General features: G+C 40.1%; 17 protein-coding genes. 6 read left to right on the forward strand and 11 right to left on the reverse strand.

All coding sequences use genetic code 11. From position 1 onward, the window contains the following. Window positions 1-13: 13 nt before the first annotated feature. The 3 genes from BUC20_RS00290 to BUC20_RS00300 are packed head-to-tail and all read right to left on the reverse strand — an operon-like array spanning window position 14 to window position 1553. The gene (locus BUC20_RS00290; RefSeq protein ID WP_143166649.1) at window positions 14-484 is read right to left on the reverse strand and encodes a hypothetical protein; all 471 of its coding nucleotides are present in this window, start codon (window positions 482-484) and stop codon (window positions 14-16) included. Window positions 485-544: 60 nt separating this feature from the next. Next, on the reverse strand, window positions 545-985 hold the full coding sequence (locus tag BUC20_RS00295; protein ID WP_073225962.1) for a hypothetical protein: 441 nt from the start codon (window positions 983-985) through the stop codon (window positions 545-547). Continuing rightward, window positions 975-1553, reverse strand: coding sequence for an RNA polymerase sigma factor (locus BUC20_RS00300; RefSeq protein WP_073225964.1), 579 nt, complete (start codon window positions 1551-1553; stop codon window positions 975-977). The genes BUC20_RS00295 and BUC20_RS00300 overlap by 11 nt, the downstream gene beginning before the upstream one ends. A 251-nt stretch (window positions 1554-1804) precedes the next feature. Here BUC20_RS00300 and BUC20_RS33515 point away from each other — a divergent pair, with 251 nt between their 5' ends. The 4 genes from BUC20_RS33515 to BUC20_RS00315 all read left to right on the forward strand — a co-directional run bounded on the left by BUC20_RS33515 (window position 1805) and on the right by BUC20_RS00315 (window position 4711). Further along, the gene (locus BUC20_RS33515) at window positions 1805-2071 is read left to right on the forward strand and encodes an alpha/beta fold hydrolase (RefSeq protein ID WP_084528376.1); all 267 of its coding nucleotides are present in this window, start codon (window positions 1805-1807) and stop codon (window positions 2069-2071) included. Then, complete coding sequence (locus tag BUC20_RS00305) at window positions 2041-2580, forward strand: alpha/beta fold hydrolase (RefSeq protein ID WP_234994465.1); 540 nt, start codon at window positions 2041-2043, stop codon at window positions 2578-2580. The genes BUC20_RS33515 and BUC20_RS00305 overlap by 31 nt, the downstream gene beginning before the upstream one ends. A 230-nt stretch (window positions 2581-2810) precedes the next feature. Continuing rightward, window positions 2811-3815, forward strand: a complete 1005-nt coding sequence (locus BUC20_RS00310; protein ID WP_073229277.1) for an aldo/keto reductase — start codon at window positions 2811-2813, stop codon at window positions 3813-3815. Between the two features lie 8 nt (window positions 3816-3823). Next, the gene (locus tag BUC20_RS00315) at window positions 3824-4711 is read left to right on the forward strand and encodes a helix-turn-helix domain-containing protein (protein WP_073225967.1); all 888 of its coding nucleotides are present in this window, start codon (window positions 3824-3826) and stop codon (window positions 4709-4711) included. Window positions 4712-4794: 83 nt separating this feature from the next. On the opposite strand, the gene BUC20_RS00320 is transcribed toward BUC20_RS00315, so the two are convergent. After that, the gene (locus BUC20_RS00320) at window positions 4795-5649 is read right to left on the reverse strand and encodes an enoyl-CoA hydratase/isomerase family protein (protein ID WP_073229279.1); all 855 of its coding nucleotides are present in this window, start codon (window positions 5647-5649) and stop codon (window positions 4795-4797) included. Window positions 5650-5735: 86 nt separating this feature from the next. Here BUC20_RS00320 and BUC20_RS00325 point away from each other — a divergent pair, with 86 nt between their 5' ends. Further along, window positions 5736-6119 (forward strand): winged helix-turn-helix transcriptional regulator, encoded by a 384-nt coding sequence (locus tag BUC20_RS00325; protein ID WP_073225970.1) that lies wholly within the window; start codon window positions 5736-5738, stop codon window positions 6117-6119. Window positions 6120-6238: 119 nt separating this feature from the next. Here the strand turns inward: BUC20_RS00325 and BUC20_RS00330 are convergent, their stop codons facing one another. The 7 genes from BUC20_RS00330 to BUC20_RS00360 form a co-directional block, all read right to left on the reverse strand. After that, entirely contained in the window at window positions 6239-7414 is a 1176-nt protein-coding gene (locus tag BUC20_RS00330; protein ID WP_073225972.1) for a TlpA disulfide reductase family protein, read from the reverse strand. A gap of 240 nt (window positions 7415-7654) precedes the next feature. Continuing rightward, window positions 7655-9070 (reverse strand): RagB/SusD family nutrient uptake outer membrane protein, encoded by a 1416-nt coding sequence (locus tag BUC20_RS00335; RefSeq protein ID WP_073225975.1) that lies wholly within the window; start codon window positions 9068-9070, stop codon window positions 7655-7657. 11 nt (window positions 9071-9081) lie between these two features. Then, on the reverse strand, window positions 9082-12504 hold the full coding sequence (locus tag BUC20_RS00340) for a SusC/RagA family TonB-linked outer membrane protein (RefSeq protein ID WP_159441018.1): 3423 nt from the start codon (window positions 12502-12504) through the stop codon (window positions 9082-9084). A 211-nt stretch (window positions 12505-12715) separates the two neighbouring features. Next, window positions 12716-13879, reverse strand: a complete 1164-nt coding sequence (locus tag BUC20_RS00345; protein ID WP_073225977.1) for a FecR family protein — start codon at window positions 13877-13879, stop codon at window positions 12716-12718. Between the two features lie 126 nt (window positions 13880-14005). Further along, complete coding sequence (locus BUC20_RS00350; RefSeq protein ID WP_073225980.1) at window positions 14006-14596, reverse strand: RNA polymerase sigma factor; 591 nt, start codon at window positions 14594-14596, stop codon at window positions 14006-14008. Between the two features lie 447 nt (window positions 14597-15043). After that, on the reverse strand, window positions 15044-15757 hold the full coding sequence (locus BUC20_RS00355) for an FAD-binding oxidoreductase (RefSeq protein ID WP_073225982.1): 714 nt from the start codon (window positions 15755-15757) through the stop codon (window positions 15044-15046). 76 nt (window positions 15758-15833) lie between these two features. Next, window positions 15834-16697 carry a helix-turn-helix domain-containing protein gene (locus BUC20_RS00360; RefSeq protein ID WP_073225985.1) on the reverse strand — a complete coding sequence of 288 codons (864 nt, stop codon included), beginning with the start codon at window positions 16695-16697 and terminating at the stop codon, window positions 15834-15836. A 579-nt stretch (window positions 16698-17276) separates the two neighbouring features. Here BUC20_RS00360 and BUC20_RS00365 point away from each other — a divergent pair. Beyond that, entirely contained in the window at window positions 17277-17870 is a 594-nt protein-coding gene (locus BUC20_RS00365; protein ID WP_073229284.1) for an RNA polymerase sigma factor, read from the forward strand. Window positions 17871-17878: the final 8 nt, after the last annotated feature.

A 17878-nucleotide genomic window follows, 5' to 3' on the forward strand; every position in this document is an offset into this window, starting at 1 on the left:
TATGGGTTGAAAACTATCTGTTTTGATTTTTCAAGTAGAAAAAATAACCTAAATAACCAGCACCAATACTAAATGCCATAATAGCAAGGGAATGAATGTGCAAAGGCATCGTGCAGTATGTCAAGATTAAACCAACTCCAATGCTACATAGCAAAATTGCTAACTTCATGGCTTCATCGTATTTGTTTTTGCCGTTTTTTTCAAGAATGGAAGCTGATAATTGTTCAGAAATTCCCCTCTCAATAATTTTATTTTTCAGACGATGTTCTAAAATATATTTTAATATAGAAATTGTAAAAAAAACCAATAATCCAATTATAATAAGGGAAACAATGGTTTCGATATGAAGGTTTTGATTTGCTGATTCCATTATATTTTGGTTTAAATTTGGTAGTGAGGAAGCAGGAACACCATTCGTTTTTTCTTGTGCAAAAACAAAAATAGATGATGAAAAGCCCATACTACTTAAAATTAATTTTTTCATTTTATTTAAATTTTGAATTCTATCTGATTAGACCGACAGCTAATATTTCGGTTGCAAAATTTATGCTGTAAGCAACATTTCCTTTTGCTTGTATTGCCTCAAAACAGCTGTCAATAAGAAAATAAAAACACTAAGAGCAGACACTAATATTAACGCATTAGCAATCATCGAATGAAAGACCTGAAAAACAGGCCTTATAAGAGGAATGCAAATTACAAAAACACCCAAAATTAAAATTGCCAAAAATGCCGTTAAGGCATAACTGCCGATTGTTATTTTCTTGTTTTCAGATTGCTCAATTTTTTGCATTACAAGGGCTGTCGCATCAAAAGAAAAAGTTTCAGGTTCGATGTTACCCATTGCACGCATTAAAACCTGATACGATTCCAGTTTAGCTTTACAGATAGCACATGCTGAAATATGTAAAGCTATCTTGTTATCGGCTACTTCCCGCACAATATAGGCTTGTATGATGTCGTCAGTCAAATGATTATTGTCCATAGCTATCCATTTTATAATTGTTTTCAATGTTTTCTTTCAGTATTTTTCTTGCTCTGTATAAATAACTTTTTATGGTACCTTCCGGCAAACCGGTAATTTCAGCAATTTCCCTGTTGGGCAATTCTTCTATATGGTAAAGCGATATTAACGTTTTGTACAAAGGGGGGAGCTTATTGATTTCGTTGTTAAGTATTTGTGCGGTTTCTTTTTTGAAAATTCCTTTTTCTACGTTTTCCTGCAGTGCAAAATTGCTTTCCTGCACGCTGTCAATGTCGCACAGAGGAATTTTCTTCTTTTCAAGATAGTTTATGTTCCTATTGTAAGCAATAGTAGCAATCCAGGTTGATAACTTAGACTGAAATTTGAATGATGGCAGGCTTTGATAGGCTTTTAGATAAATATCCTGCACAAGGTCTTTCTGATCTTCTTGGTTTGCAACCATTTTCCGAACAATTTGGGCGACCAATCTTTCTGTATTTTTCACTACCATAGCAAAATCCTGCGTGTTGCCACTCAATATTTTTTCTACTAATAGTTTGTCAGAAAATAGGTTGCTTTCATTGCCCATATTTCAATAAGACAAAAAAGTTTAACGTCGGTTGCAAAACTATTTGATTTTCACAAGATTTTTTTGAATTGGGATTTCGATATGCTTGCAGGTAACTCAAAAATAGACGAAAGTTTCAGATTTTTGAAATCAAAGTAATGTTCTCTTTTTCATAACTTCGTTTTGCACGTGTAGAAAGAACTCCACTTTTAGTAATTACCTTCAAATAAGTGTCATATCAGTAACTATAGCAATCAACTAACTTGAAATTTATGCAAATATTGAAACATAAGACAGGGCAAAGTATATCAATTAACGGCGCATCAATTTATTACGAAGAGTTGGGTAATCCGTCAGGTTTTCCTATTCTGATGTTACATGGCGGCTTTGGCACACTTGAAGATTTTGAGCCTGTTATCAGCAATTTTTTATCTGAATTCCGAGTTATTGCAATGGACGCCCGAGGACAAGGAAAGTCCACCTTGGGAGATCAACCTCTAACTATAAGCTGTTACAAGATGACGCAGAGAGATTATTAGATCACTTAAAAATCAGTAAAATTATTTTAATTGGCTTTAGTGATGGAGGCATGGTAGCTCACCGTATTGCAATTTCTGATTCAGAAAGGGTCAGTAAACTTGTTTCTATTGCAGCACCATGGAGAAAAGAAGACCTCGATTTAACACGCGGTTTTCTTCTAAAAGTAACTCCCGAAAGCTGGAAGGAAAAATTTAATGAATCGTATCAACTCTATGAGTCTATTAACCCCAACATTGATTTTAAAATCCTGGTAGACAATCTCAAGCACATGTGGTTAGACGAATCAGAAGCAGGAGGATATCCTGGTAATAATGTGAAACAGATTAACTGTCCCGCATTAATAGTGCGGGGAGACGAAGATCATCTGTTTTCCCGTGAAAGTGCAGTGATATTGGCAAGCTATTTAAAAAATGGAAAATTATTGAACATTCCATTTGGTGGACATGAAGTTCATAAAGATCAATCAAAAATTGTTTCAGATTTAATGCTCACTTTTATTAAAGAATAATAAGATCCGTGTATTTCACAAACTTGACAAAGAACCAGTCCTCATGTTTATGAAATTTGCAGAATAACTTTTCGATGGGTCATTTTGCTTTTCAGTAGGTGGCTGACCAGTACAGCAGCTAAATATATTTCGAAGCGTTTATAGACTTTTAAAAAATCATTCCTTGATTTGCTTACAAGCTTCAGGGGTTTGCATACATGCGCGATATTTGGCTTATCGATCTTTGGATCATGGAAATAAAACAAATAGCATTGGGCAGCCAGGGGTTGGTTGTGCCAGTGATAGGCTTGGGCTGTATGGGCATGACGGGTTTTGAAGAGGCGCATATGTATGGTCCTGCGGATGAGCAGGAGGCCATCGCGACGATCCAACGCTCGCTTGAGTTAGGCGGTAATTTTTTAGATACCGCCGATCTGTACGGGCCGCTGAAGAATGAGCAGTTGATCGCTAAAGCGATTAGTGGTAAACGTGATCAGTATATTTTGGCGAGCAAGTTTGGCTGGGAGATCGATGATGACAATAAGGTAACCTGGGCCATCAATGCTAAGAAAGGTTATGTAAAGAAATCTTTGGAGCGTTCGCTCAAAAATCTGAATACAGATTACATCGATCTGTATTACCTGCACCGACTGGATAAAAATACACCGATTGAGGAAACAGTTGAGGCTATGTCTGAGCTGGTTCAGGAAGGTAAAGTGGGTTATATCGGTTTGTCGGAAGTTTCGTCTGAAACGGTCAGGCGGGCGCATGCCGTGCACCCAATCACTGCTGTACAGAGCGAGTACTCTTTGTTCGAGCGGAGGGTGGAAGAACGTGGAGTTTTGGCAACCTTAAAGGAACTGGGTATTGGTTTTGTAGCTTACTCACCGCTGGGCCGTGGATTCTTATCTGGACAGATCAAAAGTATCGATGACCTGCCTGAGCATGATTTCCGCAGGGCAATCCCGCGTTTCCAGGGCGTACAGTTCGACAAGAATATGGAATTGGTGAAAGCTATCGAAGCAATGGCTGAAGCCAAACACGTCACTTCGTCGCAGCTGGCTTTGGCCTGGATCATGAGCAAAGGCATCCTGCCGATCCCGGGAACGAAACGCCGGAAGTATCTGGAACAAAACATTACGGCAACAAATATTGTATTCACTCAGGCGGATCTATCACAACTGGAAAGCATCGTGCCTTTAGGTACGGATACCGGCGCGCCTTATGACGAGTTCAGTATGGGTTTAATTGATTAATTTTGTTTATGAACGCCATTAACTCCATATCGGAATTTCACCGTTTGCTGTCCTTAACAGAACCTCGCCACCCGCTGGTGAGCGTGATCAATCTGGAAGAAAGTGTGTTTTTGGAAGACGAGATCTGGAAAGGTTTCGTTAACCGCTTTTATTGCGTGGCGCTTAAACGTGAAGCCAAAGGCAAGATCAGGTACGGACAGCAGCATTATGATTACGATAAAGGGGTATTGAGTTTTACCGCGCCTAACCAGGTGCAACAACTGGACCTGCAAAATATGGAATGCGGGTCCGGTTATCTCCTGATCTTTCACCCGGACTTCCTGTTACAGCACACGCTGGCAAACAGCATTCATCACTACGGTTTTTTCGATTACGCGGTTAACGAAGCGCTGCACCTGTCGGCCGGGGAAGAAGATGACCTGATCACGATTCTCCATAAAATTGATAAGGAGTGCCAGCATATCGATAAGTATACCCAGGAGATCATTCTGACTCAGATAGAGAGCCTGCTAAAATACTCCAACCGTTTTTATGAGCGCCAGTTTTTGACCCGCAAGAATAACAATTCAACGCTGCTGACCAGGTTCGGGCAGTTGATCGATGACTACTTTAACAGTGAGGTAAAGGGTTTGCTCACGGTACAATATATTGCTGCGCAGATGAACCTGTCGCCGAACTACCTGAGTGACCTGCTTCGGGTTCATACCGGGCAGAACACACAGCAACATATTCATGAAAAACTGATCGCGAAAGCCAAAGAAAAACTTTCCACGACCAGTCTTTCGGTCAGCGAGATCGCCTATGCCTTGGGCTTTGAGCACGCGCAATCCTTTAGCACGCTTTTCAAAAAGAAGACGAATTTATCCCCACTGGAATTTCGTCAGGCTTTTAACTGATTACCAGGTTTTACTTCGTGTGCTCTACAAAATTATAAATGCATGTAAGACCCATGCATTACAAGCATTCCGGGAATAAACGATCAGACTAATCGCCGTAATAATTCTTCAATTCTTAGTTCCCCATCAATAGTCTGCGCTCCGTTTTGCATGGCGAGACTCATGATGTCGCCCGCTTTGGCAGCAAACGCTAACTTAGCCCAGCCATCATCCTCAGTTTTAAAACCTGACGTAAAACGCTCAGGGGGCAATACAGCTTTCAGGGTATGCATTACGCCTTCTGGTAAGGAAGCAATATTTTCTGCCAGCCGGGAAACGAATTTGTCTATTTCTGAATCTTTTACTGCACGGTTTATCCAGCCATAGCGTTCGGCAGTTTCTGCGTCAAAAAGGTCGGAGCCCAAGATGATTTCGAGTACACGCCCGCGAGGCATTTTAGATGATAGGTACTGTGTGGCGCCACCTCCGGGAATGATACCCATGAGTGCTTCACACTGAGAAATTTTTCCCTTTTCCAGAGATGCAAAACTCATATCTGCGGCTGCAACGAATTCAGCGCCCCCGCCCCGTGCAATGCCTTTTAGCTTCACGATAGTAATCTGTGGCTGATTCCTGAGCACTTCTCCTAAATTCTGGAAAATGTTCAACCCTTCAGCAGCCTCATTTGCCAATTCTTCCAAAATATCCTTCTCATTAAGGATATTAATATCTACGTGTGCAATAAAAAAGTCAGCGTTTTTGCTATCAAATACAATTACTTTGATCAGAGAATCCTCAGAAAGATCTTTAAGTAATTGTTGCAGTTCCTTCATCATCTTACCGCTTAAAGCATTTACCGGTGCATTGTCTAAAGAGACAGTGGCTACGTTGCTTGATACGTTTATGTGTAATGTGGTATAGCTTTTACCTTTAAATTCTATATTTCCAATTTGTGTCATAATGAAATTAATGTTTAATTTTACTTCAAATATAGAGCGGTAAATCATCACTATCTGGAATGCTATAATGCATAATAGCACGTACAATGGAAGAAAGCAAAATCATCAAACCTTATCTGTGCAATTACAAGGACAAGGAAGATATCAAATATGCCGCAGATGCTTTATATGTGCTCAGCGGGAAATGGCGTATGTATGTGATAATTGCCATTTACAATGGTAACCATCGTTATAGGGAAATTGCCAGGAGTATATCTGGAATTACTTTCGCTATGCTTTCCAGAGAACTGGAATCAATGGCACTTAATAAACTAATTATACGAACAGAAGATCCCGATTTTTCTAAGGATGTAAAGTATACGCTGTCGGCCTATTGCCAGTCAATTTATCCACTTGTTGAAAGCTTAATTGATTGGGGAAAGCAACATAGGAATGTGATTGCCGACCCCGAAAATGCGGCATATTTATAATTACGTTTATTCCAGGCCTGTAAGCTTGACCCGCTTAATTTTATATACCTTTAGCTAGGCATAAACTAACATGGGCGGCATTTGCCGTCCATGTTAGATTTTCTATATCAAGTTTAAATTTACTGTTTACCGAATAGGTTAGCTAAAGTGTCATTTAGGGCCTTACCTCTCAAATCTTTACCAATGATCTTTCCTGAAGGATCGATCAGGAAGTTTGCCGGGACACTACGTACACCATAAATTTTTGAAGCCGCATTGTCCCAGCCTTTCAGGTCAGATAACTGTGTCCATACCAAGCCATCTTTTTCGATAGCAGCAAGCCATGCATCTTTTTTACCGGGGTTATCCAGTGAAACACCCAGAACAGTAAAGTTTTTGTCTTTGAAGGCATTAAATGCTTTTACCACATTCGGGTTTTCAGCACGGCATGGTCCGCACCATGACGCCCAGAAATCAAGCAGCACATATTTTCCCCGGAAATCAGATAACTTTACTGACTTACCATTTACATCACTTTGTGTAAAATCAGGTGCCTGTTTCCCTTCCGATACAGTCATTTCTAAGGAAGCCTGGGCCGATTTTTCGTTAAGCCTGGTCAAAGCTACGCTTCTTATTTTGCTGCTTTCATTTTTGCTTTCTAGAATGGCAATAAGTGAATCTGCTCTGCCTTTACTTACTGAACTAGCTTCAGCAAGATAGTAAACCATTAGTGGCGTTAACGTTGAGGCAGGGTGCTGCTTAACAAACCGTGACTGGGCTTCATTCAGGTCTGCATAACTAACTTCGTATTCTTTCATGGCCTGCGTTCTTGCATCATTACGTGTCAAATAGCTCACAGATTGCATTTTTTCTACAAGAATTTTCACCCCTTTGAAAGCTTTTTCGAAAATCTGACTGTATTGATGATATACTTCAGCGGATGCTCCGGTTTCTGTAACATTTGAAATGGAACCATCCGAAATCACGTTCGTTTCACCTTTAACAATGATCAAGCGGGCCTTAACACTTTCTGTTACCTGCATTGGATTCAACTCAGGGCCCAACGCCAAGGTTAATTCTATCGCATCGTTCTCTGTTTCTCCAGTAAATTTATAGGTTCCGTTAACAACGGTTGCACTGTCAGTTTTCTTACTTAAGTAATCCGGATATATCAGGAAAACTTTGTCTGGCATTGCTGCCATATTTTTAAAAGCACCATTGATGAAAAATTTGGTTGATTTTTGTGCCAAACCTGCAGTATGTAATGCCGCGATAAAGGTTATCGTAAGTACGATTTTTTTTGAAATTTGTTCCATTTTTTAAGTTGAGTTTTTATTAATTATTTGCTGTGTAAAGCCAGGATATAATTTTAGATGTTTGATATATTACGTATTTGTATCGCACTAATCATCAATTATAACCTGGGTTCTGATCTGGATTTTTATCTGTAGAATCTTACCTTGAAGGACAAAAGAACCCGGTGTTTTACGCTGTGCGTAAGCTCCGGTTGAAATTAATACCGCGAGCATGATCGTGTATTTTGTCATATTTTTTGTTTAATTGTATCCTGGATTTTGGTCCAGAAATTTATCTAAGCCAATTTCAAAGGCAGGAACAGGCATTAATTGCTTATAAGATTCCCACGTGCCGCCTTTTGTCGGTGTCACGACTTTCATAACTTCATCAATACGGCCGCTGCGCTTCAGGTCAAACCAACGATGACCCTGCTCGCAGAATAATTCTGTTTGCCTTTCCTTCATCACCGCATCCAGTAGTTCTGACGGTGTGCTTGCCGTGGTATTTTCCAATCCGGCACGGTTACGGACGGCATTAATATCCGACTGTGCCCCATCGATGTTATTTTGTTGCGCACGCGCTTCTGCACGGATCAAATACTGTTCAGCTAAGCGCAACAAGGTCAAATATTCTGGTTTAGATGCAGCCAGGGCAGCAGTGTTCGCTTTGTATTTGTATGGGAAACGGTAAGCTACTCCACCAATGGTTGCAAGCCCTGTCCAGTCGGTTTTTCTTTTGTCTTTTGCTTCAAATGCCTGTTCCAGTTGAGGACTAATTGAAGCCGGGTTTGAGGATGTTCCAATAGTGTTTGTCAGCACGAAAGTCCGGGCGTCGAATAAGGCATAATTGCTTTGAATAACTGTTTGTAACTGGAATATCGATTCGCTGGAGTTTTTAAGGAAAACGGAGACGGTTGGCACCATGGAAAATAACGCGGTATTGTTGATCACAATCGATGCTGCAGACTCTGCCTCTGCCCATAGCTTGTTATACAAGTAAATACGGGATAACAAAGCCGTAGCTGCCCAATATGTAGGACGAACCCTCTCATTGCCAAGCGTTAAAGCATCCCCATTTAAATAGTTTTTACTCAATTTGGTTTGGGCATCCTGCAAATCGCTGATGATCTGTGCATAAACTTCTGAGACTTCGGCACGCTTAGCCAGGGTATATAGACGATAATCAGGACTGGTTAATAAGGGAACTTTACCATAAGTATTCACCAGGTAATAATAGCAAAGAGCACGCATAAATTTTGCTTCACCCAGAAGCTGCTGTTTGAGCTGCTCATTTAGCTTCGTGCTATTTCCTATACCTTCGATGGCCACATTACAATTGTAAATCAGCGTGTAAGTAGTCGACCAGTAAATCTCTTTATCACTTTTTACATTATTTTGGTACAGCTGGGTGTATTGTGAAGTCGAACTTACATAATAATTTTTGAGTTCGTCTGCAGCCATAGCCATATATGGCGTAACTAAAGAATTGATAACATTATTGGTTTCACCAATGCGTATGTACAAGCCATTTAATACGGATGTTGCAGTTTCATTAGTGGAATAAACGGTGGAACCCGTTAGTCTGTCATCAGGCGGATCGAGTTCAACAAACTTTCTACAGCTGGTGTTCAGGGTACTGAACGAGATCAAAATGAGTATAGCATATATGTATTTCATTGTCCTAAGATTTAAAGGTTAATTTGTACGCCCAATACAAATACTTTGAGCGGTGGGAGCGTAGTGTAGGCCTGCGTTTCAGGATCGCGACCTTTGTACGAAGTGATGGTAAAAAGATTTTGAGCAGAGAGGTTTATGACTGCACTTTTTAACCTCAGTTTATCTTTAAAAGCTTTGGGCAGCTGATAAGAAAGGGTTACGTTTTTCGCACGGATATAGGAAGCATCAACATAACTGGCATCGCTTTCTGACCAGGCACCAAAAGCGCGTAAACCTTCAATAGATTGAGTAAAGCGCTGATATTTGGCCTGATCGCCCGGTTTCTGCCAGCGATCCAGAAATTCAACCGGCACATTGCTCTGACTGGTAAACAGCTGGTCGTAAATGTCAGTACTGAAATATCCCGGTGCATAGTTTGTCAGACTAATCTTTCCTACCTGTTTAACAAACTGTAAAAAGATATCCAGCTGTAGGTTCTTGTACCTGAAGGTGTTGTTGAAACCTCCAAAATACTTAGGTAGGGTATTGATAGCCTTCACTTGATACTCACCATATAAATTCACATGATTTCCGGCATCAGAACCTGTAGTGCCATCCTTTTTTAGGGCTGTATATAAACCTGTGTTGGGATCAATACCTTTATAGATCCATGCGTAGCTTCTGCCGCTAACAGGCTGTCCAATTTCCAGAATGCCGGCATAGTTTGAATTCTCCAGGTTGTCAAACTTTACCAGTTTGTTCCGGTTAAAGGAAATGTTAAAAGCGGAACTCCATTCAAAATTTCCTGCTATTACGTTGCGGGTATTTAAAGTCAGCTCTACACCTGAGTTCTGTACTGTTGCGGGAAAATTATAACTGGGAATACTGCTAAAACCGGTAAATGAAGGTATGGTATAGTTTAGCAATTGATTGGAGCTGCGATTTCTGTAATATGCCGCTGAAGCAAGAATCCTGTCTTTGAAAAAACCAAGATCCACTGCTACTTCAAATTTGGCGTTTTTCTCCCATGCTACATTTGGATTTGACAAAGACCGCGGGGAAAATCCCGTTAGGCCCTGATAGGTGTTTGTACCTCTGCTGGCATACAGATCATAGTAGGCGTAATTACCAATATTGTCGTTTCCGCTTGTACCGTAACTTGCGCGTAGTTTTCCAACGCTAAGAATGGGAAGCGCATTTTCAATGAAATTTTCTGATGAAAATATCCATGCAGCCGCTGCGGAATAGAAGTTTCCAAACTGTTTACCAGGGCCAAATTTAGAGGAGCCATCTCTTCTTGCCGTAAAATTGAGGATGTATTTATCGGACAGGTTTGCATTTAAACGACCATAAACTGCGTTATACTTGTATTGGTATGATCCACCGTCTCCTACGCCAAGCAAACCTGCATTAGCCAAATTACCAATCACGACATCGCTTACAAAATTTGTCCCCGCAAAGTAATGCCCTTCATTATCTGATTTTTGAAAGGTTGTTCCAGCTAATGCACTTATTTTGACCTCTTTCATTTTTACCTCATAGCTCAGTTGTGGCTCCACAATCCAGTTTTTTTGCTGATTTATGGTATTGATTAAAGCGGGAACAGAAGCAGCAGAGAGTAGTGAAAGATATAAAGGGGAGTAAGTTGCTACCGGCTGCTTGATTTTAATATTGCTGTTTAAATTGGTGAATCCCAGGTTTGCTGTAAAGTCAAACCCTTTTGCAATGCGGTAACTTGGTCTTAAACTGATGATGGTATTATCTGTTTTATTACTATAGGTACGCAGGCTATAAGCGTAAGGGTTATTCGCGTTATCAGAGTTAGGACCGCCAAAATTCAGTGTCCCATCTGGGTTAAAAGAATCAGGTGCATTGGGTGCTCTGAGGGTATAGGCAGTCAAATCACTCTGTGAATTCAGGTTGTTATCTTTGAGTACACTGCCCGCAAAATCAATCTTCAGTCTTTTGTTCTTCGAATAGCCGGTGATGTTAAAGTTTAGTCCGCCTCTTTGGTCGTCGAATTTACCCGGCGACAGATTGCCTTGTCTGTTATAAGTGCCTCTGATGGCATATTGGATACTTTCACTACCTCCGGAAAGAGACAGGTTGGCATTTGTATAGGCTGCAAAATGACCGATTAGCTCTTTCTGCCAGTCTGTATTGGTTTCCTGGCCCCAGGTACCATTCACATCATAGTTTGGATCGGCAGGGGAGGTAGCGATATTTGGTACCGGGACGCCGTCGTTTTTGAAAGCCTCGCGGCGCATATCAAGATATTGTTGGGCACTCATCAATTGAAGTGGTTTCGGTGCTTGCATAAAGCCTTGGGTAAGGTTTAAGCCAAGGGACATTTCACCGATCTGACCTTTTTTAGTGGTAATCAAAATTACGCCGTTCCCGCCCCGGGAGCCATAAATTGCCGTAGCATCGGCATCTTTTAAAACAGAGATACTGGCAATATCATTGGGATTAATATAATTTAAAGGGTTGCCCTGAGGGCTATCCGCTGCAATACCATTGCCTCCATTGTTTCCCAATGGATCCATCAATAGTGCAGATTGATAGGGGATACCGTCGATCACAAACAGGGGATTGTTGCCTACCCAATTATTTAGAGAGGACCTTCCACGGATCAGAATATTCATAGAGCCGTTGGTTACGCCGCTGGTTTGGGTGATCTGCAAACCTGCAACCCTGCCTTGAAGCGCTAGCATAGGGTTAAGCACGGGTTGTTTTTCAATATCTTTTGCAGTTACTGTTACCGTATTACCAGTAGCTAATTTCTGACTTTCAGTATAATAACCTTTATTAACGATTACTTCAGAAAGCTCATTGGTGGCCAGGATCAAACGGATGTTAAGCCGCACAGCCGCTTTTACCTCCCGGATCTGATAACCTATGTAACTGATCAGCAGCAACTCATTTTCTTCCACGTTTTGCAATTGAAAAGCACCGTCTTTGTCGGTTGTGACAGATCTTTTGCTGCTTTTAATTACAATCGTTGCACCTATCAATGGCTGTCCATTTTCGTCAGTAACTTTTCCGGAAATATCAATCGCTTTATAGAACTCAGTTATTTTTTCAAATACAGACTTCTCTTTTTTCCTGATGATGATCGCTTTTTCATCAATCAGATAGGTCAAAGATTGATCAGCCAGACACTTCTGCAACACGGTTTCCAATGGCTCATTGCGCACGACAATGCTCACTGGTTTTTTGGTTTCCAGCAAGTTTTTATCGTATAGAAAATCGTATCCCGTCTGGTTATGGATTTCCCTGAAAATCTTCTCGAGGGCCGTGTTCTTTTGATTTAATGTAACACGCTGGGCATGTGTTTTGGCGCTCAGCTGCATTAGTGTAGCTATTAATATTACGGTAGTTAATCGCATAATCAGCCATAGTTTAGCGGCAAGCCGATTGGGCATACCGGGTTTGTTGGTATAAATTTTATACATTTGTTTAGTTTGGTTCAAGCGATTGTCTTTTAGTTTCGAAGCCAGAGACAATTGCGGTAAACAGTTGATTAAATTATTGACGATGCCAAACATCGACCAATCCCGATCAGCATCGGGATTTGGTTTTTTACACTAGCTTTCCTGTCGTAAATACTTCTTCATGTTTTGTGGTTTAGGTTATTGGTTGGTTGATTTAAATTTATAAGGTGGATTATTTGCTCACGTATATTTTTCTGCCTTCGACACGGAAATGAACAGCGCCCGTTTTTTCCATCAGCCGGAGTACAGCCGATAGGTTTCTGGATCTGGATAGAAAACCTCCAAAGCGAAAGTTTTCAGGAGCATTTGCTTCATAGATGACATCGACATCGTACCATCTGGCAATCTTCCGCATATTGGCCTTGAAATCATCATTTTTGAATAGAAACTCGTTGTTTTTCCAGGCTACTGTTTCGTCTGGATCTACCTCATTAACGGTGATTTGATTGTTGATCAGAATGGCCTGTTCATTTGGTTTCAGGATTTCCGAACGATCCATGCTGGTTAATCGGATACTCCCTTCCAGTAGTGTTGTTTTTAAGGCCCTTTCATCACTGTAAGCATTAATGTTAAAATGAGTGCCCAGAACTTCCACTTCTTGTCTGGCACTTCGTACAATAAAGGGATGCATTTTATCTTTTGAGATTTCAAAATAGCCTTCTCCGGAGAGTTCAACGGAACGTTGTTTGAGACTGGCGAACGATGTAGGGTATTTTAAAGAAGAGGCCGCATTCAGGTAAACAACGGAGCCATCTGGCAGGCGTAACCTGGCTTGTTCTCCACGGGCGGTGGTCAGGGTATTAAATTGTAATTTACCAGAATTTTTACTGTTGATTTCATAGATAATTTGTCCGTCCGGGCTTTTTGAAATCTGAACACCAGACTGGCTGGCGATGTTCCCGGTGTTGACATCCGTAATCGAAATCTTTTCTCCATTAGCGAGGGTTAATGTGGCTTTGTTCTTGCCTGGAGATACATCTTGCCGGTAGGCCGTCTCCTGTCTGTTTTGTTCATCAGTTTTATAGAAATAAAGCCCTATGCCAATGATGATCAGGATGGAAGCAGCAGCAATAAGACGTGGCCAAAGTGGAGTGGATGCTGGTTTTATAGAAGTCCCGGTGCCAAGTACGTTTTTTAAAACAGCCGCCCTCTGTTGATCGTTCATCCCTTTTTCCTGATGCGGGCGCTCATAATCCTGACCAATTAAGACATCAATTTCATTGGAAAATACCGGATCATTGATATAGTCCCATAATTCCTGTTTTTCTTCCCCGGATGCTGTCTTATCTGCATAGTGGTTAAAAAGTTCCCGAAGCCTGTGATTTGTCTTATTCATCTATTGGGATTATAAGGTTAACTGGCAATAGCCATTTATTGATATGACTTAAAAAACAGAGGGGCAGGGTTAGTTAATTGGAGAATTTATCGTAAGATAATTGTAACTAACTGATTTATAGTTGGATTATTTGTATAGCGCCAGGATTAACATCGGATATAATACCGCATGCTTTCTAAAATGCGCTCGGATTTTGTTTAAGGCTTGTTTCATATGGACTCTTACCGTTTCGGTAGAAATATTCATTTCTTTGGCTGCTTCTTCGTATTTCATCCCTTCCTGATGGCAGAGCTTATAGGCTATTTTCTGCTGCGGTGCGAGTTCTGTCAGGGCCTCATTCAAAATATGGATGGCATCCTGATAATCCAGCAGCTGTCTGGTAGAATCATCGAATTCTGTGCTGGCACTTTGAAGCTTAACATGTGATTCGTTTTCCTGGGAAAGTTGTTTCAGCACATCAAACACGTGGTTCCGAACAACTCTGTTTAAGTAAGCACCGAAGTTATTGATGGTTTTGAGCCGCTCTCGTCCAATCCATATCTTGATAAAGATATCCTGAACAACTTCAAGGGCATCATCTTCAGAAGGAGTTAGTCGTCTGCTATGAACAAATACATCTTTTTGATAATGGTTAAATAAAATGGTAAACGCAAACTGATCGCCCTCAGCTATTTTAGTCAATATGTCTGATTCATTCTGAAGGGGGGGGACTGCCATTTATTGTGGACTCTGTCTTTAAATATACAAAATCTAGCGTCAATGATAGCCAAATTTTACGAAATATTAGTTTTTATAATTTTAAATGAGGTAGACAATGGAAAGAGTGATAAGCTGGAAGATCAGCCCTGAGAGCAGGAAAACAATACGGAAGAGGGTAAGTTTCAAATAGCAATTCATTTTTGGACATCGGACCTTCCAAAATTCAAATGAACCATAAGGGTAATTGAATCTGATCCAAAATCCTACTGCTTTTGCCCATTCAATAAACGGTACTTTTTCGATCAAATGCTTCCTGGGAAATCCCGAGATAGGGAGTATTGATGAATATGTATAACCTTGTTGCCGTATTTAAAGGCGCTGAAAATCAGTCAAGTGACCAGTTTTTAGCGTATTTCGTGTACACTTTGAAGCGTATTGGATGTCTAGTTTAATTGCACATTAATGTTACAATCCATTCTTACCTTCAAGCCAATAACCGTGCAGATACACATTGCCGTTGGTTTTGGCTTTAATGACTCTCCTGAAAGTTTGAGCTGATTTTACATTTCCTGTCAAAACAAAATTAGCTTCCTGCCAATCTAACGTTTTGATAATAGGCAGTTCGCTTACCCATTCCTCCTTTCTAAAGGAACCCTTTTTTGGAAATACAATGCAATTTTCCAAACCCAATAACTCGGGAATAGCTTTATTTTCATCATCTAATTCAAAGATAAACTTGAATTTTTGGTTATTCTTCTTCAAGACAGGAAGAAATGAACGGGCTAGTCCTAATGAAGTCTCGTCACCAAAAATCACAAGTTTCTCTGCCGATTCATCATAATACCTGTACGTTCTTGGCTGGTTATTATCGACTTTGTCGCCTACTTTTAAATTTTTCATAAATTTGCTTCCACTCCCTTCTCCATGCAGATGGACAATTAATTCTAGAATTCCATTTTTATTATCCGCATAAGACGCGGTATATCTTCGGACTTCTTTCTCACCAACCCGAAAGTCTATGTAAGAGCCTACTTTATAATTTAAGTTTCTGAAATCTCCGCTGAAACGAATTTTCCTGACAGATGGTGATAATAATTCGAGGTGGGCAACTTCCATTAAGGGCAATTTCGGCAATAATCGTTCGGCAACATCGAAAATCCATTTTGGCGCGTTTGGCATAATCTTCAATTTTATTTAGAGCAAAGTACGCCATAATCAATTGCAGATGAAAGAACAGAAAAGAGTAGGTATTGGATTAATCGTGGTTTTTGCTTCGGAAAGCCAAAGCCGATATTTCAGCAACTTTGGTAAATAACCGGGAAAAGTAAGGATAATCGTCATAACCTAATTCGTTTGCGATTTCTTTCACCGATTTATCAGAATGATAAAGCAGGCGTTTTGCCTCCAGAATAACACGTTGTTGTATATGATACGAAACGGGAAAACCTGTTACATTCTTTATACATTCATTAAGATAAGAGGCCGTAATATTTAATTTTTTAGCATAATCTGCTGGTCGTTTCAATATTAAAAAATGTTGTTCCAACAACGCTGTAAATGCCCGTTCAATAATATCAAATCGTGAAGTTTTTTCGATCGATTTTGATTGTTTGAGATAGTACGAAATAAAAAGAGCAATCAATATATTGCAACTGTCTTTCATCTGTGAATGATAAAGTTTGTCCTTCTTTCTTTCATAAAGGTTTTTACACAGTGCAAAGGCTTGTTGAATAATAGCCAAATCTTCCCTTTCGGTTACTACTAACGGTCTAACGTGTTTGATACCCTGTAATAATTTCAAATATTCCGGGTTAAGGTTTTCATCGTTGATGATTAGTATATACCCGTCAACATTTTCTGCTGTTAAGACTTTGTGTACTTGATTTGGCGATTGATAGAAAATAGCTGGTTTGTCTAACCCATATTTTTCAAAGTCAATTTCCATCTGCAAAACCCCTTCCTCCTGCAAGATGAAAAAGTGACAATCGTGTCGATGTGCCTGGTTAAATTCTTTATCGGCCATAAGAAGTACCGCTGACGAAATGTTAGTTACAAAAATCCCATTGCCAAGCTCTCTGGCTAAAATTCTAACTGGAATGGATGATGTTTTTTTTTGCATAGGTTTCAGTCTCTATAGAATACAAAACTAAAAATTACTTGTTCCATAACATTTATATTGAGGTATTTATCTACTACGTTCTCCAATCTTTTTAGAACCTTCTACCTTTCTCCACCTGCCTGGCAAACTGCTCATCTTTATCATCCTCGCCCTGTTTAACAGGCTGAACAATCCAAAATTATCATTTTGTGAACGCTGTTTTATAGTAAATCTGAAAAAGTCTTTCGTGATAAAGGACAACCCGGTGGAAGTCGAATAGGGCTTGGGCTTGTAAAATGTATCTTAGACCGTCATCAAGGAAAGATCTGGTTAGCGCATAACAGGCGAAGGCTCTACATTTTTCATCTCTTTAACATCCCCAAAATTTTCCAAATCACTTCTGGCTATAACCAGTCACATCCCAATATGATATAACCTCATTTCAGTGGTGCTGCCGGTAGCTGAATTAAATTTATGTTTAAACTTTATTTTACCAAAATATATGTCCCTGGACCCTGTTTAAATTTTCGCGGAGTTGTTATTTTCATCAATTTGGTTCGCTATGTAATTATTGTTAGTTTAGCACAACCAAATATCCTAATGAGTTTTATTTGCCTGATCAATGAGAAAGAGCTAATGGAAAACCTGCAAAGCGGGGATGAAAAAGCCTTTGAAAAACTTTACAGGCATTATGTCGATCCGATTTTCCGGAAGATCCATTATCTGACCAAATCGGCTGAAATCGCGGAAGAGCTTACGCAAGATGTATTTTTGAAGATATGGGAACGCAAAGCCGCAATAGACCCCAGTAGGTCTTTTGGTGCATTTGTTCATCGCATTGCTCAGAATTTAGTTGTTGATCTGTATCGCAGGCTGGCACATGATAAGGTTTTACGCGAACATCTGATCAATTCAGTTTCTGAACTGTATGATCCAATGGCTGATCATGTTGATCGCCAATTAGTTTATCAGGCACTCGAGTCTTTACCGGCACAGCGCAAAAAGATTATGGCGATGGTGAAGATTGAGGGCAGATCTTATGAAGAGGTGAGCAACCTGCTTGGTATATCAACCTCAACAATACGTGATCATGTTGTAAAAGGTACCAAAAGCCTGAAAATCTATTTCATGGAAAATGGGGTGACATTGATGCTCCTTGTCGCGGCCATGATTGCCAGATCAGTAAAACACTAGGCAAAAAA

Origin of the sequence: Pedobacter caeni, assembly GCF_900129215.1 — a bacterium.
In the GTDB taxonomy this organism is placed as follows: Bacteria; Bacteroidota; Bacteroidia; order Sphingobacteriales; family Sphingobacteriaceae; genus Pedobacter; species Pedobacter caeni.

What these genes read in the sequence shown, in the direction of transcription:
- BUC20_RS00345 (WP_073225977.1), bottom strand. Translation starts at nt 13,879, where the DNA reads ATGAATAAGACAAATCACAGGCTTCGGGAACTTTTTAACCACTATGCA.
- BUC20_RS00325 (WP_073225970.1), top strand. Translation starts at nt 5,736, where the DNA reads ATGGAAGAAAGCAAAATCATCAAACCTTATCTGTGCAATTACAAGGAC.
- BUC20_RS00360 (WP_073225985.1), bottom strand. Translation starts at nt 16,697, where the DNA reads ATGCAAAAAAAAACATCATCCATTCCAGTTAGAATTTTAGCCAGAGAG.
- BUC20_RS00300 (WP_073225964.1), bottom strand. Translation starts at nt 1,553, where the DNA reads ATGGGCAATGAAAGCAACCTATTTTCTGACAAACTATTAGTAGAAAAA.
- BUC20_RS00290 (WP_143166649.1), bottom strand. Translation starts at nt 484, where the DNA reads ATGAAAAAATTAATTTTAAGTAGTATGGGCTTTTCATCATCTATTTTT.
- BUC20_RS00365 (WP_073229284.1), top strand. Translation starts at nt 17,277, where the DNA reads ATGAGTTTTATTTGCCTGATCAATGAGAAAGAGCTAATGGAAAACCTG.
- BUC20_RS00315 (WP_073225967.1), top strand. Translation starts at nt 3,824, where the DNA reads ATGAACGCCATTAACTCCATATCGGAATTTCACCGTTTGCTGTCCTTA.
- BUC20_RS00335 (WP_073225975.1), bottom strand. Translation starts at nt 9,070, where the DNA reads ATGAAATACATATATGCTATACTCATTTTGATCTCGTTCAGTACCCTG.
- BUC20_RS00355 (WP_073225982.1), bottom strand. Translation starts at nt 15,757, where the DNA reads ATGCCAAACGCGCCAAAATGGATTTTCGATGTTGCCGAACGATTATTG.
- BUC20_RS00330 (WP_073225972.1), bottom strand. Translation starts at nt 7,414, where the DNA reads ATGGAACAAATTTCAAAAAAAATCGTACTTACGATAACCTTTATCGCG.
- BUC20_RS00320 (WP_073229279.1), bottom strand. Translation starts at nt 5,649, where the DNA reads ATGACACAAATTGGAAATATAGAATTTAAAGGTAAAAGCTATACCACA.
- BUC20_RS00295 (WP_073225962.1), bottom strand. Translation starts at nt 985, where the DNA reads ATGGACAATAATCATTTGACTGACGACATCATACAAGCCTATATTGTG.
- BUC20_RS00310 (WP_073229277.1), top strand. Translation starts at nt 2,811, where the DNA reads ATGGAAATAAAACAAATAGCATTGGGCAGCCAGGGGTTGGTTGTGCCA.
- BUC20_RS00350 (WP_073225980.1), bottom strand. Translation starts at nt 14,596, where the DNA reads ATGGCAGTCCCCCCCCTTCAGAATGAATCAGACATATTGACTAAAATA.
- BUC20_RS00340 (WP_159441018.1), bottom strand. Translation starts at nt 12,504, where the DNA reads ATGTATAAAATTTATACCAACAAACCCGGTATGCCCAATCGGCTTGCC.
- BUC20_RS33515 (WP_084528376.1), top strand. Translation starts at nt 1,805, where the DNA reads ATGCAAATATTGAAACATAAGACAGGGCAAAGTATATCAATTAACGGC.